The organism is Pseudomonas entomophila, assembly GCF_013523125.1.
GTDB lineage: Bacteria > Pseudomonadota > Gammaproteobacteria > Pseudomonadales > Pseudomonadaceae > Aquipseudomonas > Aquipseudomonas entomophila_B.
The window spans coordinates 122,247-137,317 of sequence record NZ_JAAMQJ010000004.1 but is presented as its reverse complement, the minus strand read 5'-3'; the positions used below and the strand labels follow the sequence as shown (position 1 = coordinate 137,317).

Annotated in this window: 7 protein-coding genes; 6 read left to right on the top strand and 1 reads right to left on the bottom strand. The window is 67.0% G+C overall.

The genetic code is table 11. From position 1 onward, the window contains the following. Positions 1-18: 18 nt before the first annotated feature. The 5 genes from G7007_RS04130 (at position 19) to metR (ending at position 10,167) form a co-directional block, all read left to right on the top strand. Positions 19-1,932, top strand: coding sequence for a sensor histidine kinase (locus G7007_RS04130; protein WP_181099164.1), 1,914 nt, complete (start codon positions 19-21; stop codon positions 1,930-1,932). Further along, positions 1,929-3,254 carry a sigma-54-dependent transcriptional regulator gene (locus tag G7007_RS04125; protein ID WP_181099162.1) on the top strand — a complete coding sequence of 442 codons (1,326 nt, stop codon included), beginning with the start codon at positions 1,929-1,931 and terminating at the stop codon, positions 3,252-3,254. The genes G7007_RS04130 and G7007_RS04125 overlap by 4 nt, the downstream gene beginning before the upstream one ends. Positions 3,255-3,289: 35 nt before the next feature. Next, entirely contained in the window at positions 3,290-3,616 is a 327-nt protein-coding gene (locus tag G7007_RS04120; RefSeq protein WP_181099315.1) for a GlpM family protein, read from the top strand. 129 nt (positions 3,617-3,745) lie between these two features. Beyond that, positions 3,746-9,127 carry a hypothetical protein gene (locus tag G7007_RS04115; protein ID WP_181099160.1) on the top strand — a complete coding sequence of 1,794 codons (5,382 nt, stop codon included), beginning with the start codon at positions 3,746-3,748 and terminating at the stop codon, positions 9,125-9,127. A gap of 122 nt (positions 9,128-9,249) precedes the next feature. After that, entirely contained in the window at positions 9,250-10,167 is a 918-nt protein-coding gene (metR, locus tag G7007_RS04110; RefSeq protein ID WP_181099159.1) for a transcriptional regulator MetR, read from the top strand. Here the strand turns inward: metR and G7007_RS04105 are convergent. Then, on the bottom strand, positions 10,151-10,576 hold the full coding sequence (locus tag G7007_RS04105; protein ID WP_181099158.1) for an NUDIX hydrolase: 426 nt from the start codon (positions 10,574-10,576) through the stop codon (positions 10,151-10,153). The genes metR and G7007_RS04105 overlap by 17 nt on opposite strands. Positions 10,577-10,730: 154 nt before the next feature. Between G7007_RS04105 and G7007_RS04100 the strand changes: the two genes are divergently transcribed. Next, a complete protein-coding gene (locus G7007_RS04100) occupies positions 10,731-15,023 on the top strand; it encodes a DEAD/DEAH box helicase (protein ID WP_181099157.1) in 4,293 nt (1,430 codons plus the stop codon). The last annotated feature ends 48 nt before the right edge of the window (positions 15,024-15,071 follow it).

Below are 15,071 nucleotides of genomic sequence, written 5' to 3'. Positions count from 1 at the left end.
GACGGCGAGGGCACTGTGATGAAATGCGACCCCGCCCTGCCCTTGTCCGATACGCCTGCCTTTGCCGTGAAATCCCGTCTGATCCGCCAAATGCTGCTGCCGCCCCTGATCGTCCTGCTGATGGTCGGCCTGGGCTGCGTGGCGTTCATGCTGAGCGAGCGCAGCGGCATCCGCAGCCTGAGCGAAAACGGCGAACGCCAGCTCGAATTGCACGCCCGTACCGTCGAAAGCGAGATCAGCAAGTACACCTACCTGCCCAGCTTGCTGGAGCTGGAAGACAGTGTGTCGACCCTGCTCGAAAGCTCGGAGGGTGAGGGACGCCAGGCCGTCAACGACTACCTCGAAGGCCTGAACCGGCGCAGCCGCAGCAAGGCCATCTTCATCCTCGACACCAGCGGGCGCGTCCAGGCCACCAGCAATTGGCGCGATGCCAACTCGTTCCTGGGCGAAGACCTGTCGTTTCGTGCCTACTTCCAGGATGCGGTGCGCGGCCGGCCAGGGCGCTTCTATGGCATCGGCAGCACCACCGGCGACCCCGGCTACTACCTGGCCCATGGGTTGGAGGAGCACGGCCGGATCAAGGGCGTGGCGGTGATCAAGGTCGGCCTGGACACCCTGGAGGAACGCTGGCAGCGCGCGCGCCTGGAGGCTTTCGTCAGCGACGAGAATGGCGTGATCATCCTGTCCAGCGATCCGGCGCGGCGCCTCAAGTCGGTCTGGCCATTGACGCCGGAGGTCAAGGAACGCCTGGCGCGCAGCCTGCAATACTACTGGTGGCCGATCAACGAACTGCAGCCCCTGGACCGTGAGGTGCTGGGCGATGGGACCGAGCTGCTGACCTTCCCGGCCCTCGAACAGACCGAGGGCGAAGACGCGCAGCGCCGTGCCGTGACCTACCTGGCCCAGACACGCCGCCTGGCCGACACGCCCTGGCGCCTGACCTTGCTCACGCCGCTGCACGAGCTCAAGCGCGAGGCGATGATCCAGGGCGTGCTGGCCGGGTTCTTCTTCGCCTTGCTGACCATCGTACTGATCGCCTGGAACGAGCGGCGCAAGGTGCTGGCCACGCGCCTGGCGGCCCGCGAGGCGCTGGAGCAGGCCAACAGTCACCTGGAGCGACGCATCGCCGAACGCACGGCCGACCTGCGCGCCAGCAACGAGCGGCTCAAGGGTCAGATCCGTGAGCGCCGTCAGGCCGAACAAACACTGCGCCAGGCCCAGGACGAACTGGTGCAGGCCGGCAAACTGGCCGCCATCGGGCAGATGTCCACCAGCATCGCCCATGAACTGAACCAGCCGCTGGCCGCCTTGCGCACCCTGTCCGGCAACACCGTGCGCTTCCTGGAACGCGGCGCCATGGACACCGCCAGCGCCAACCTGCTGACCATGAACGACCTGATCGACCGCATGGGGCGCATCACCGCCAGCCTGCGCTCGTTCGCCCGGCGCAGCGACGACAGTGGCCAAGCCTCGCTGAACAAGGCGATCGAAGCGGTGCTGCAAGTGCTGGCGCCGCGTATCGCCGCGTGCGGGCTGCAGGTGCACCTGGGGGTCGACGACGCGCGCCTGGCCATCGACCAGACCCGGCTCGAGCAGATCCTGACCAACCTCATCGGCAATGCCCTGGACGCCATGGCTCACCAGCCCACGCCCGAATTGTGGCTGGAGGGCACGTTCGACGAAGGCCGCCATCGCCTGCTCGTCCGTGACAACGGCCATGGCATCGACGACGAGACCCGCAAGCATCTGTTCGAACCCTTCTTCACCACCAAGCCGGGCGAGCATGGCCTAGGCCTGGGCCTGACCCTGTCGGCCAGCCTGGCCGCCGCCGCGAAGGGCACGCTCAGCGTCGAGCATCCCACCCATGGCGGTACGGCCTTCGTGCTCATGCTGCCCTTGGCCACACCTCAAGGAACCGGTAGCGCACCATGAACCCCGAGTCTCTTACCGTTTTGATCGTCGAAGACGATCCCCACGTGCTGCTGGGTTGCCAACAAGCCTTGGCGCTGGAGGACATCGTCAGCGAAGGGGTCGGCAGTGCCGAGCAGGCGCTCGAGCGCATCGACGACAACTTCGCTGGCATCGTGGTCAGCGACATCCGCCTGCCCGGCATCGACGGCCTCGAACTGCTCAAGCAGCTCAAGGCCCGTGATCGCAGCCTGCCAGTCGTGCTGATCACCGGCCACGGCGACATCAGCATGGCGGTCGGGGCCATGCGCAGCGGCGCCTATGACTTCATGGAAAAGCCCTTCTCGCCCGAACGGCTGGTCGATGTGGTACGCCGTGCGCTGGAGCAGCGCAGCCTGTCCCGCGAGGTGACCACCCTCAGACGCCAGTTGGCCAGCCAGGGTTCGTTGGAATCACGCATCATCGGGCGTTCGCCAGCGATGCAGCAACTGCGCGAGCTGATCGCCAATGTCGGCGACACCTCGGCCAACGTGCTCATCGAAGGTGAGACCGGCACCGGCAAGGAACTGGTCGCTCGCTGCCTGCATGACTTCAGCCGTCGCCACGACCGGCCGTTCGTGGCGCTCAATTGCGGCGGCCTGCCGGAAAACCTCTTCGAGAGCGAGATCTTCGGCCATGAGGCCAACGCCTTCACCGGCGCCGGCAAGCGTCGCATCGGCAAGATCGAGCATGCCAACGGCGGCACGCTGTTCCTCGACGAAGTGGAGAGCATGCCGATCAACCTGCAGATCAAGCTGCTGCGTGTCCTGCAGGAACGTACCCTGGAGCGGCTGGGTTCGAACCAGAGCATCGCCGTGGACTGCCGGGTGATCGCGGCGACCAAGGCCGACCTGGCCGAACTGGGCCAGCGCGGCGAGTTTCGCAGCGACCTGTATTACCGCTTGAACGTGGTGTCGCTGGAACTGCCTGCGCTACGCGAACGACGCGAAGACATCCTCCAGCTGTTCGAGCATTTTCTCGAGCAGGCGGCCCTGCGTTTCGACCGCCCGACCCCGGAGATCGACAGCCAGACGCTGTCGCGGCTCATGGGCCATGATTGGCCCGGCAACGTGCGGGAGCTACGCAACGTCGCCGAACGCCACGCGCTGGGGCTCCCGGCGTTCAAGAAGCACGACGCCAGTACCGGCCAGACCCTGGGCTTCGCCGAGGCGGTCGAGGCCTTCGAGCGGCACTTGCTGAGCGATGCCTTGCAGCGCAGTGGCGGCAACCTGAGCCAGGCCAGCCAGGAACTGGGCATGGCCAAGACCACCTTGTTCGACAAGGTCAAGAAATACGGCCTCGGCTGATCGATCACTCGCACGGACTCCAAGACATGGACCTGATCTTCAAAGCCGCCATCGGCGCCGGCGTGGTGGTGCTGCTGGCCATCCTGTCGAAAACCCGCAACTACTACATCGCCGGCCTGGTGCCGCTGTTTCCGACGTTCGCGCTGATCGCCCACTACATCGTCGGCAAAGGGCGTTCGCTGGCCGACCTGAAGACCACCATCGTGTTCGGCATGTGGTCGATCCTGCCGTATTTCGTCTACCTGGCAGCGTTGTACCTCCTGGTCGACCGGCTGCGCCTGGAGGCCGCACTCGCCACTGCGGCGCTCGCCTGGCTGCTTGCCGCCGCGGTGCTGGTGACGGCCTGGGTTCGATTGCACTGAGACCGTTCGACCGGGCGCGCTGGCCTTTCGTCCTGGCGCCCTGGCCACCAGCTCTATCTACCGCCTTCGGTCATCCCCGCTTTCTTTCAATCCCCAGGCCCTATTCAGTCACCTGATCGGATTGATGACATGAGCGAACTGACGACGACCGAACCGACGCCTACCCTGCGTCCAACGCACCTGAGACCCGCCCCGCCGACCTCGAACAAGGCCTCGACGGCCCATGCACGCCTGATCGAGCTCGCTACGCCTTTCCATGAGCTGATCAAGGGCGCTCCCACGCTGTCCCGCGTGGTCGGCGAACGGATAATGCAGCAGCTGGCGCTCGACGCCCAGGCCACGGGCCTGGCGTTCACACACGAAGGCACGACGAATTTCGTCAGCCTGGCTCACCTGTGTGTCTTTGCCCACCAGCATCCGCTCTCGGTCACCTCTCTGCCTGACGGCGTCCGCCTTGTCCACGGCAGAGACGGTCGAACAGTGGCCGGCACGACGGTCGAACAGCTGTTGAGCCAGCTGCCGGCGCTGGACCTGCATGGGGCGCTGGTCAAGGCCTGGTACCGTTACTGGAACGCGTGCCAACCCGACACCGCGTCGACGCGAAGCGCACATGCGCAGGCGCTTTACCAACAGCATGTCCTGGCCTCGCTGCAAGCCAGTCAGCCTCGGCTGTCCGACGATGCAGTGGCCTCGGCGCTGGTCGAGGCCGCTCTGGCCCAGACGCCCTCCACCCTGGCCGGCGACCGGCCGGTGGTCGTCCGAAGCACCTTCGCCAGCCCAGGTGCCTTGGTCTTCAGCCTGGAGGCCGAGGGCGCCACGCTGCTGTACCGGCCCGACCGCTTCCCCGCCATCACCGTGCACGCGACGGATGCCGCGCTCTGGCTCGAGCTGACCGGCCACCCTGACGCAGCGGTGCCCTTGCAACGTCTGGAGCACGTCAAGGCCGGGTTCACCCTCTGGCATGACCTGCTGTTCCAACGCCTGGCCGCCACGCTCGAGCAAGCACCGGGCGACGATCTCTGGCGCGACGCCCCCCGGGCGCTGGAGGCTGCGCAGCGGCTCAGCACCGAATGGCACGGCACGCCCTTGCTGGCCATGCCTTCGGCCGAGGATCAGCAACCGATGGCAGCAGACCCGCTGCCCTCGCTGTTCGATCTGGGCGGTTTGCAACTCGATGTACCGCCTCAGGAAAGAACGGCCCAGATCAGTCAACAGCTGGAGCGCGTCTCGCGGGCAGTCGAGCAGGATCCTGAGGCGTTGGCGGACTGCCAGGCCGCGCTGGTCGCGGCGCAACAGGCGGCCTTGCCGGAGATCGAGGCCCATCTGCATTCGCCCCATTGGCATTCCGATGCCGCGCCGCTCGTCTTCAGCGCCGCGCTGATCGAGGCGCACCGTCAGGGCCTGCTCGCCCATGCGCGGCTCAAGCGGCTGATGGGCGAACTCGATGACCTTGACGTGAGGTGCCTGGAAACAGTTGCTACAGCGGCCGATCCGCAGGCCTCATCCCACGCCTTGCGACTGAGTCACCCTGTGCTCCTGCAAGCGCCGCCCCCGGAGGGAAACGACGTGGTGCAGGCACACACGTTGAGCGATGCCATCGTCATCACCCGTACGGCCTCCGACGGTGTGGCAACGATGGGCGACCTGTTGTTCTACTGGCTGGGTGAGCACGGTGGGCTGCTGCGCTGCCGCGATCACGCCGAGCTCGAGCACTGCCTGGGCATCCACCCCGAACATGGACAGTCGCTGGCCTACGTGCCGGTATCCGGCACGGTGTTCGAAGCGCTTCTTCGAGGCGTGATAGCCCATGGACAGCAGTTGCGCCAGCAGATCCAGGACGAAGGGGGCCTGGCTGCCGTCGCGCAGGCGCTACCCGAACTGCACGAGTGCATGGCCCAGCGGCTTCAGGTTCCACGGCATGCCGCACGAGACGCGGCCTTGCACCTGCTCGAACAGCAGCAGCGTGCCCTCGACATCGCGCGTGCGGTGCCGGCGTGGCTCACCAGGCTCTCGCTCGAATCGCGTATGGCCCTGAATACGGTCGTCGAGGCCTACGTGCTCGCGTCCCAGCAAGCCCATGCCCTGGTGGTGCGCGACCTGCCCGTGCGCGCCGTCTATTGCCGCGCGCGGGTCGCACAGCGCTTGCGGCAGGACTTTCCAGCCTACGACGGTCGTCCCGTGACGATCGATGTGCCGGTCAGCACGACGTGGCAGGACGATCCGATCGCAGGCAGTGGCGCACCTGGCGTGCCCGTCAAGCAAAGGCTGGTGCCCAGCGCAGCGCGCGTGAGCCTCGCGCTCGAGGACCTGCTGCTGAACAATGTCGACGACGCCATGCTGCTGCGGTTGCGCTTCCTGAGCGTCCAGATCGACACTCAGGATTTGGGCTTGCGCCAGGCGCTCGACGCAGGCCTCACCTTCACCTCTCTACAGGCACTCGCGCGGGAGCTGGACCTGGCGCACGCTTACGAGAACGTGATCCTCAACACCTACCGGGGTCTGCAGGAAAACACCTGCGCCATGCAATGGCGTCGGGCGTGCCTGACACGTCCATTGCGCCTGATGCTCGAGATCCAGGGGATACTGCTGCAAGGGCGAGGCACCCTGGATGGCGTCGGCCATGACCTGCTCAAGGCGGCCTTGAACGCCCGCACTCAAGCGGATGGCCAGGCCACGGGTCATGACATCCGCTTGCTGCCGGCTCTGCTCACCACTGGAGGTCCTGACACCGACGACAGGGCCACGACCTTGTCCGGTGTGACGTTCATCGAAGATCGGATCAGTGGCGTTACCCTACTGTGTCAGCCCGAACACCCCCATCTGCCATTGAGCCAGTACAACGACCTGGAAAGCGCGCGCTGGGCGTTGTACCAGTCGATCGTGTCGGAAAGCGACGTCACCTACCTGGCGTCACGCGCCTTGCAGGGAGACCCGCGTGCACACCGCTCACGCCTGCAACAGGCTCGCCTCCGAGGATTCGACGGCATCATCGGCATCGGTACTGCGTGGCCTGCCCACCTATCGCTGCCAGCGCTGCTGCTCGAAGCCCAGTTGGGCAAAGTCATCGCCGCGCACCGGGCCAGTTCGCGCTCGAACGACGATCTGTGGCTGGAAAGCTTCACCCGCCAGAGCGGCATGATCTTCGACTACCTCAAAATGGCGCTGAGCGTCATGCCGTTCATAGGCAGTGCGATCGCGGCCTACGACTTTGCACATGCCTCCGCCCGCGCCGCCGAAGCGTTCATCGAAGGCGAGATGGCGCAGGGTGTCAACGAAGTCAACAATGCCTTGCTGGCCCTGATCGACGTGGTTCTGGATCTGGTGAGCGGTGTCGCCATCAATGTCAGCCTCATCCGCCAGGCGTCGCGCCAACGTCAACTGCGGCAGCTGCACGCGGGCATCGGTACGGGCTGGCGAACCGAGCCTTCCAGGCAGCGGGGACGTTCCACGCTCGACGGGTATGCGTACGCGCGTCCTTTGTCGCTGCAGGGCGTCAAGGTGGGGACGGAGGGCCGCTACACGGGCATCTATCGGCATGCCGAGGGTGATTTCATCCTGGTCGAGGGGCGACCTTTCGAAGTGACCTGGGATGCCGCCGCCCATACCTGGCGACTCAAAGGCACGCCTGGGCATCACTGGCAGCGTGCCGTGGCGCTTGACGAACGGGGCCGATGGGACACGCATTTTTCGCTGTATGGCGTGCACCTGTATGGGGGCGGTGCCGGAGGCGGCCAGACGCTCGGACGTGTGGCCGATCAGCTGGAGCCCTATTGGCCTGCCGCGATTCGCGATCGGCTGCCCCGCTTCCTCGTCGATCGACATTACCGCCGTCAGCGGATGCTGCAAACCCAGTGCTACAACGAAGAAGCGCAGTTGCAACGGTCCTTGGCGCACAGCAATCAGTTGTTCATGCCGTTCAACGAGGCGTCGCCAGCCGATCAGGTGGCCCAGGTGCCTGCGTTGATCGAAGTCACCCAGGCCGATCTGCGCCTGGCGAAGCAGCTGTATCGCTCATGGGACGACTATCTGCGCCTCAGCGCCGGGCGCAATCGCCGCGTACCGTTGCAGCAAAAAGCCCAGGTGGCCCGCGTCATCTGCGATCGCCTGCTCAATCAGATCCAGCTCCATGTCACCTTGAGTCGGCAGAGCCTCACCAGCAGCATGCTGGTCCAGCTCAGGTTGAACGAAATCCACGGCCTGGTCGACCAGGCGCCTCTATTGCGTGAGGCGCGCAAGCTCGCGCTTGCCCAATTGGGGCACCGTGAACGGCTGTTCAAGACCCTGGACGACATCGAAACCTGGTACCCGCTGGCCGAACGGTCCACGGCCCTGCGCCAGAGCGTCGAAACCACCCGGGCGGCCCTCAGCAGTGAGTTCAAGGCCTTCTATCAGACTCAACACCTGATGATAGCGTCGCAACGCTACACCACCGTATCGGTGGTCGCGGAGTTCTTGCTCGAGAACCTGCAGGAACTGGAATCCGACGTGCTGAGCGTACGCAGCACGTTGCTCGACCTTCGAGACGTGGGCGCCAGCGTCGCTCAACGGCGGCAGATCCATCACCAGGCCCGCGAGACGTTCGCGCGTTACAAGCGGCAGCTGCAGTCCACCGAGGCCAGCATGCCGGCGCTGTTCGACGCGAGTCATCTTCAGCAACTCCATGACAACCTGGACACCCTGCTCACCCTGATCGAGCGCAAGTTGCGCCGGCTGCCCGCGTTGTCCGCTGGTCGCGGCGGCCCGGCGAGCAGCCCTCGGCTGTTCCTCGACACCGAGAACCGGCTGCACGTTGGCGATTTCGTCGCAGCCACCGCACACGGCCCGGAACAGATGGTCATGCGAGGCGACGATGGCCTGGTCCTCAAGCGTTTCCTGCGCGCCCAGGGCGACCGTTGGCAGCCACAGGTGTCCGCCTCAAGCCGTGCGCGCGAGCTGCGCGACGTGCAGCACATCGCCAGCGAGCTGCTGGGGGGACTGACGCCCTACCGTGCGAAGGTCCAGCAGTATCAGCGCCACGGCATGCTGGCCGTCGACCTCGAACACATGATGCACATCAAGGCCGAGGACTTGGAACGCTGCGCCCGGCACCTGCGGCGACTGCACCCTGAAGCGAACGAACTGCCGCGCCTGACGAACCAGGCACAGGCCTTGCGCGAAGAAGGCAGAGCCCTGCGGATCGCTCAGACCAAGCGTACCGAAAGGCCGGATACCGGCCACCTGGCATACCTGATGGAGCAAAACGAAGCTTCGATCCGACGCATGGGGGATCGTCAGGCACTGGGCGCTCAGGACTACCTGCAGGAATACGCGATCATCGACTCGACGAGCGAGGGCCAGCCCGTGCTGTGGTATGCGCATTTCCACTACCGCACGCCCGATGCCCCCTTCACGTCGTTCACGGCAGCGCACCTGAAGCGAGCGGTCGACCGGTACCTGAGCCATGAGCAGCCCGATCTGTGGCGTGGCACGATCAGCCCGCAGGTGGCCAATCGACTCTTCGCTCCTCTCTGAAGACGACGGGCGGAGCCCAGCGGCTCCGCCCTTTTTCAGCATCCTTTGCATGACAGGCACGCCAGCATGAGACACACTCATGCGCTTCCTGCTTTTGTTCAAGCGTTGCTGCGAGAGTCGTCGTGCTGGAAATCCGTCACCTGAAAACCCTTCATGCCCTGCGCGAGGCCGACAGCCTCGTCGAGGCGGCCGAACGCCTGCACCTGACCCAATCGGCCCTGTCGCATCAGTTCAAGGAACTCGAAGAGCGCCTGGGCATGCAGCTGTTCGTGCGCAAGACCAAGCCCATTCGCTTCACCAGCGCCGGCCTGCGTCTGTTGCAGCTGGCCGATGCCACCCTGCCGCTGTTGCGCGGCGCCGAGCGCGACATCGCGCGCTTGGCCGGCGGTACCGCCGGGCGCCTGCACATGGCGATCGAATGCCACAGCTGCTTCCAGTGGCTGATGCCGACCATCGACCAGTTTCGCGATGCCTGGCCGGAAGTCGAACTCGACCTGGCCTCGGGCTTCGCCTTCGCGCCGCTGCCGGCCCTGGCACGGGGCGACCTGGACCTGGTCGTCACCTCCGATCCGCTGGACCTGTCCGGGATCACCTACGTGCCCCTGTTCACCTACGAGGCCATGCTGGCAGTGGCCAACCAGCACGCGCTTGCCGGCAAGCCCTACATCGTGCCCTCGGACCTGCTCGACCAGACCTTGATCACCTACCCGGTCGAACGTGATCGACTGGACATCTTCACGCGTTTTCTCGAGCCGGCGGACATCGAGCCTGCCGCGATCCGCACCTCGGAGCTGACGGTGATGATGATGCAGCTGGTGGCCAGCGGTCGGGGCGTCTGCGGCATGCCGCACTGGGCCCTGCACGAGTACAGTGCCCGTGGCTACGTGAAAGCAAAGCGCCTGGGCGAGAAAGGCCTGTTCGCCACCTTGTACGCCGCCGTGCGCACCGACATGCTCGATGCGCCCTACATGCGCGACTTCCTGCTGACGGCCAAGGACATCTCGTTCGCCACCCTCGATGGGGTCAGTGCGGTGCGCTGAGTAACCCGCGGTACAGAGGCAGGATCACCTCGCGCGTCAGGGGCGCCAGCACCAGGTCGGGCGTCTCGTCGGCGCGTACCCAGGCCAGGGCCTCGATCTCCGCAGCGGCCTGGGGCCTCTCGGCGGTATCGACACGAAACAGCTCGGCCTGCACCTGACAACCAGGCTCGTTGGCCGCCGCTGCCTGGAACCTGCCCAGGTACACAGGGGCCTCTGCGTGTACCTGCAGGCCCAGCTCTTCGTGCAGCTCACGCACCAGCGCCATGCGTGCCGACTCGCCTTCATCGATCTTGCCGCCTGGCTGCATGAACGCCTGGGTGCCGCGCTTGCGGACCAGCAAGGTTCGTCCGTCAGGATCGATCAACACGGCTGCTGCAATGCGAATGAGGGGGGGTGAAACGGTGATCATCAAGGAGGTTCCTTCCATCAGGGCCGCTCAGTGTAAGGCCAACGCCGCGCATCCGCCCGTCCGGTGTCACGCTTGCCCGCGTCGTCAGACTGACCGCAGAGGTCCTGTCTAAATACCGCTTGCCAGCGCGGCCAGGGTCGCGCATAACCGCTCGATGACTCTTTTCACACAGGCACCGTCGGCGCTCGCTGGCTTCCACCCCGCGGTCGCGACCTGGTTCACCCAGCAATTCGGGCGCGTCACGATTGCGCAGGCGCGCACCTGGCCGCTGATCCAAGAGGGGCAGTCCGTCCTGCTGGCGGCGCCGACCGGTTCCGGCAAGACCTTGAGCGCATTCCTCGCGGTGCTCGACGAGCTGGTGCGCCAGGGGCTGGCAGCCGAGGACGGGCTGCCTGACCGCACTCAGGTGGTCTATGTCTCGCCGCTCAAGGCCTTGTCCAACGATATCCAGCTGAACCTGCAACGCCCACTGGAAGGCATCGCCCGGGTGCTGGAAGCGCAAGGCCTGGCGGCGCCTCGCATCACCACCGCCGTGCGCACGGGCGATACGCCCCAGCACGTGCGAGCGGCCATGCGCCGCAAGGCGCCGCACATCCTGGTGACCACGCCGGAATCCTTGTACGTGCTGCTGGGCTCTGCCTCCGGCCGCGCCGGTCTGGCCGACGTGCACACGGTGATCGTCGACGAGATCCATGCGGTGGCCGGTAACAAGCGGGGGTGTCATCTGGCGTTGACCCTGGAGCGGCTCGAGGCGTTGTGCGACCGGCCCTTGCGGCGGATCGGCCTGTCGGCGACCCAGCGCCCGGTCGAGCGGGTGGCGCGCCTGCTGGTCGGCCACGCGCGCGCCTGCGCCATCGTCGACATCGGCCATGCACGGCCACGCGATCTGGCGTTGGAGCTGCCGCCGGTGCCGCTGGGGGCAGTGCTGTCCAGTGAAGACTGGGGGCTGGTCTACGACCGACTGGCCGAACTGGCGCGCCAGCACAGCACTACCCTGGTGTTCGTCAACACGCGACGCCTCGCCGAGCGCCTGGCGCGGCACCTGGGCGAACGCCTGGGGGTGACGCAGGTCGCGGCGCACCACGGCAGCCTGGCCAGGACCCACCGGCTGGAGGTCGAACAGCGCCTCAAGCGTGGCGACCTGCAGATGCTGGTGGCCACCGCCTCGCTGGAACTGGGCATCGACATCGGCGACGTCGACCTGGTCTGCCAGATCGCCTCGCCCGGCTCGATCGCGGCCTTCCTGCAACGGGTCGGGCGTGCCGGGCACCAGGTCGATGGCACGTCGAAGGGGCGGCTGTTCGTCACGTCACGGGACGACCTGGTCGAGTGCGTGGCCCTGCTCGACTGCGTGCGGCGCGGCGAGCTGGACGTCCTGCACATCCCCCAGGCGCCGCTGGACGTCCTGGCGCAGCAGATCGTCGCCGAGGTCAGCAACCAGGCCTGGACCGAGCCTGCCCTGCTCGCTTGCCTGCGTCGCGCCGAGCCCTATGCCGCACTCGAAGAGGAGGATTACCAGGCCGTGCTGCGCATGCTCGCCGAAGGCCACGTCTCGCCCCAGGGCGTGCGGGGTGCCTACGTGCAGCGCGATGCCGTCAGCGGCGAGTTGCGCGGCCGTCGTGGCAGCCAATTGGCGGCGCTCACCAGTGGCGGCACCCTGCCGGACAGCGCCGACTATGCCGTGGTCCTCGAACCCCAGGCCTTGAACATCGGCAGCGTCAACGAAGAGTTCGCGGTGGAGAGCACCGCGGGCGACATCGTCCAGCTGGGCAATGCGTCGTACCGCATCCTGCGGGTCGAGCCGGGTCGGGTGCGGGTCGAGGACGCCCACGGCCTGCCGCCGACCATTCCGTTCTGGATCGGCGAGACACCCGGACGCAGCACCGAGCTGTCGGCGGCCGTGGCACGGGTCCAGGCAGCGCTCGACCGGCAGTTGACGGACTGCGCAGGTGATCGGGACCAGGCCTTGGCCTGGCTGCGCGAGCATTATCAACTCGAAACGGACGCCGCCACGCAGGTGTTCGACTACCTGGGGCGCGCCTGGGCCGTCCTGGGTGGGCTGCCGTCCCAGGACACCCTGGTGCTGGAACGCTTTATCGACGCCGTGGGCGACCCCCAGATGATCCTGCATGCGCCCTTCGGCAGCCGCGTCAACCGGGCGTGGGGGCTGGCGTTGCGGGCACGCCTCGGACGCCTTTTCGACATCGACCTGCACGTGGCTGCCGGCGAGGACGCACTGGTCTTCGCGCTGCCCGCCGCGGCGCACCTCGCGCTGGCCGACCTCTGGCAGTGCCTGCCCAGTGCCACGGCCGAGTCGGTCCTGGTCCAGGCGGTACTCGACGCGCCGCTGTTCGACGTGCGCTGGCGCTGGAACGCGGCGGTGGCCATGGCGCTGCCGCGGATGATCGCCGGCCGCAAGGTCGCGCCTCAGGTCCAGCGCCTGAAAAGCCAGGCGCTGGTCGAGGCCGTGTTCCCTGACCTGGCCGAGCCCCTGGCGCCCTCCGCCGAGCGCCCGTTGCCGGACCACCCGCTGGTCCGGCAGACGCTGGACGACTGCCTGCACGAGGCCCTGGACAGCACGGGCTGGCTGGCCCGGCTACGGCGCATCGAGCGGGCCGAACTGCGCCTGATCGACCTCGACCTGGCAACGCCCTCGCCGCTCGCCCTGGCCAGGCTCGACGCCAGGCCCTATGCGCTGGTCGACAACGCGCCAGTGGCGGAACGGCGCGCCCAGGCGCTCTCGAGCCGTCGCTGGCAAGCACCTGCTTCGGTCGACACCCTGGGTCTGCTGGATCCCGCAGCCATCCAGGCGGTGCGTGCACAGGCCTGGCCCAGCCCGCGCACGGCCGACGAGTTGCACGATGCCTTGATGACGCTGGGCGCGATCACCGAACAGGAAGCGCTGGGGTCGCCTGACTGGGGCCCGCTGCTCGACACGCTGGTCCAGGCTGGGCGCGTCGTCTGCCTGCACGCCGACGGTCTGCGTCTGTGGTTCGCCCGTGAACGCCTGCGCCTGGGCCAGGCCGTGTATCCCCAGGCCGACACACAACCGCCCCTCTCGCCGCTGCCTGGCTTCGATCCTCCGCCGACGCATGCCAGTGCGGTGTCCGACTTGCTACGTGCGCGGCTCGGCGGCCTCGGCCCTGTGACGCTGGAGCAATTGCGCGCGCCGCTGGGGCTGTCGGTCGCAGCCACCGAACACGCCCTGGCGCAGCTGGAGGCCGAAGGGCATGTGCTGCACGGCACATTCACACCCGGCACGCCAGCGCGCCAGTGGTGCGAGCGGCACCTGCTGGGACGCATTCATCGCGACACGATCAAACGCCTGCGCCGCGAGATCGAGCCGGTCGGCGTGCAGGATTACCTGCGCTTTTTGCTCGACTGGCAGCATCTGAGCGACGACACGCGACTGCGCGGGCCACAGGCCGTCGACCAGGCGCTCGGCCGACTCGAGGGATTTCCCTGTGCCGCAGCGGCCTGGGAAACGGAGCTGTTGCCGATGCGGGTCGGCGCCTATGCCACGCACAGGCTCGATCAGGCCTGTCAGGAGGGCCGCTGGGCCTGGTGCCGGCTGGCGACCCAGACCGCCGCCAGCCTGGTGCCCAGCACGCCGCTGCTGCTGGTGCCACGTCCGGCGCTGACGCTCTGGCAACGTCTTGGGCAGGCGCCGGCCTTGGATCGGCTGGGCGCACGTGCGCAGAAGGTACACAGCGTGTTGCAGGCCCAGGGTCCGCTGCGTTTCGATGAACTGCTCCGGTACGCCCGGTTGCTGCCTAGTGAACTGGAGACCGCGCTGCAAGCCCTGGTCGGCAGCGGCCTGGCGAACGCGGACAGCTTCATCGGCCTGCGCGGCCTGATCATACCGGCGTCCAAGCGCACGTCCCGCCACCGGGGTCGCGGGTTGGCGCCCTGGTCGAGCAGCCTGGACCAGGCAGGCCGCTGGACGTTGATGGACGTGACAGACAGCGAGCGCCATTCATCAGCCCAGGTCGAGCACATCGCCTGGACATTGTTACGGCGCTATGGCGTGGTGTGCTGGCGGCTGTTGGCGCGCGAGAGCGAGGCACTGCCACCCTGGCGCGAGCTGCTGCGCTGCTATCACCGCCTGGAGGCCCGTGGCGAGATTCGCGGCGGACGCTTCATCGACGACCTGGCCGGCGAGCAGTTCGCCCTGCCCGAGGCGCTGGCGGCCCTGCGCCAGGTGCGTCAGCGCGCGCTGGACGGTCGTCTGATCGTCGTGAGCGCCAGCGATCCGCTCAACCTGATAGGCAGCGTGTTGCCCGGTGCCAAGGTGCCGGCCGTGGGCAGCAATCGATTGCTGTACCGCGATGGACTGCCGGTGGCAGTCCGGGTGAACAACCGCTACCGGGCGCTGGTGGACGCCGATCCCGACACACAGCGGTGCTGGCAGGAACGTCTGCTCAAGCCGGTGTCCTGGTTCGACTGACGCCGGTCACCCACGTCACCCTCCTTGGCATGCGCCTTCTGTCTTCGA